Source organism: Bradyrhizobium sp. NAS96.2 (genome assembly GCF_001908235.1).
Lineage (GTDB): Bacteria > Pseudomonadota > Alphaproteobacteria > Rhizobiales > Xanthobacteraceae > Bradyrhizobium.
The window spans coordinates 1-634 of sequence record NZ_LGHK01000399.1; the positions used below are offsets into that span (position 1 = coordinate 1).

The 634-nt window shown below is 63.7% G+C and carries 1 pseudogene; it reads right to left on the reverse strand.

The window, feature by feature from the left end:
• Nucleotides 1-634: pseudogene (locus AC628_RS44645) on the reverse strand (hypothetical protein); the annotation flags it as partial.

Genomic DNA, 634 nt, shown 5'->3' on the forward strand with positions numbered 1-634 from the left:
CACCGCGACGGCCGTCGTAAAGCGATAATCGAACGTGTCGCCGCGCGCATCGCAGCCGGCCGCATGATTTACAACGGCGTTGAAATCGACCTTGGCAATCGACAGGCCCGAGCCATACTGGCCGCTGGTGACGGCGTCGAGGAACGCCCAAGCCGGGTTGCGGGACGCCTGCGTCACGAAGGCCGCACCGTTCCAAACCGGCACCTTGCGCGTGCCGAGGACGCCGAACTTATAGGAGCCCTGCGTCGACTGTGATGCCTTCAACCGGATCGCGATCGTCGAGACGTCGGGAAACGAATTGTTGCCCTTTAGGAACGACCGCAGGCCTGCCCAGAGCACGGAATTACTGCCGGCGGTCCCGGCGAGCTCGGCATCCTCGCGGCGAAAGCGGACCAGGTAGCGGCCAGGCGCAACGTCGACCTTGACGCTGTCGCGGACCGGCGCCTGCGAGGCGTACTGCCGCACGATCGAGAACAGCGGATTAAACGGCCCGGTCTGCGCGCCGGCGTTGTCGCAGGTCGCATATTCAGCGGTCAGTCCGACGTTAGAATAACCGATAGAGCCATTCTTGCCGTTTACCGTGTAGCAGCCGGCCGCAAAGACAAAATCGACGGCGAGCGACTGCGCCAGCGTT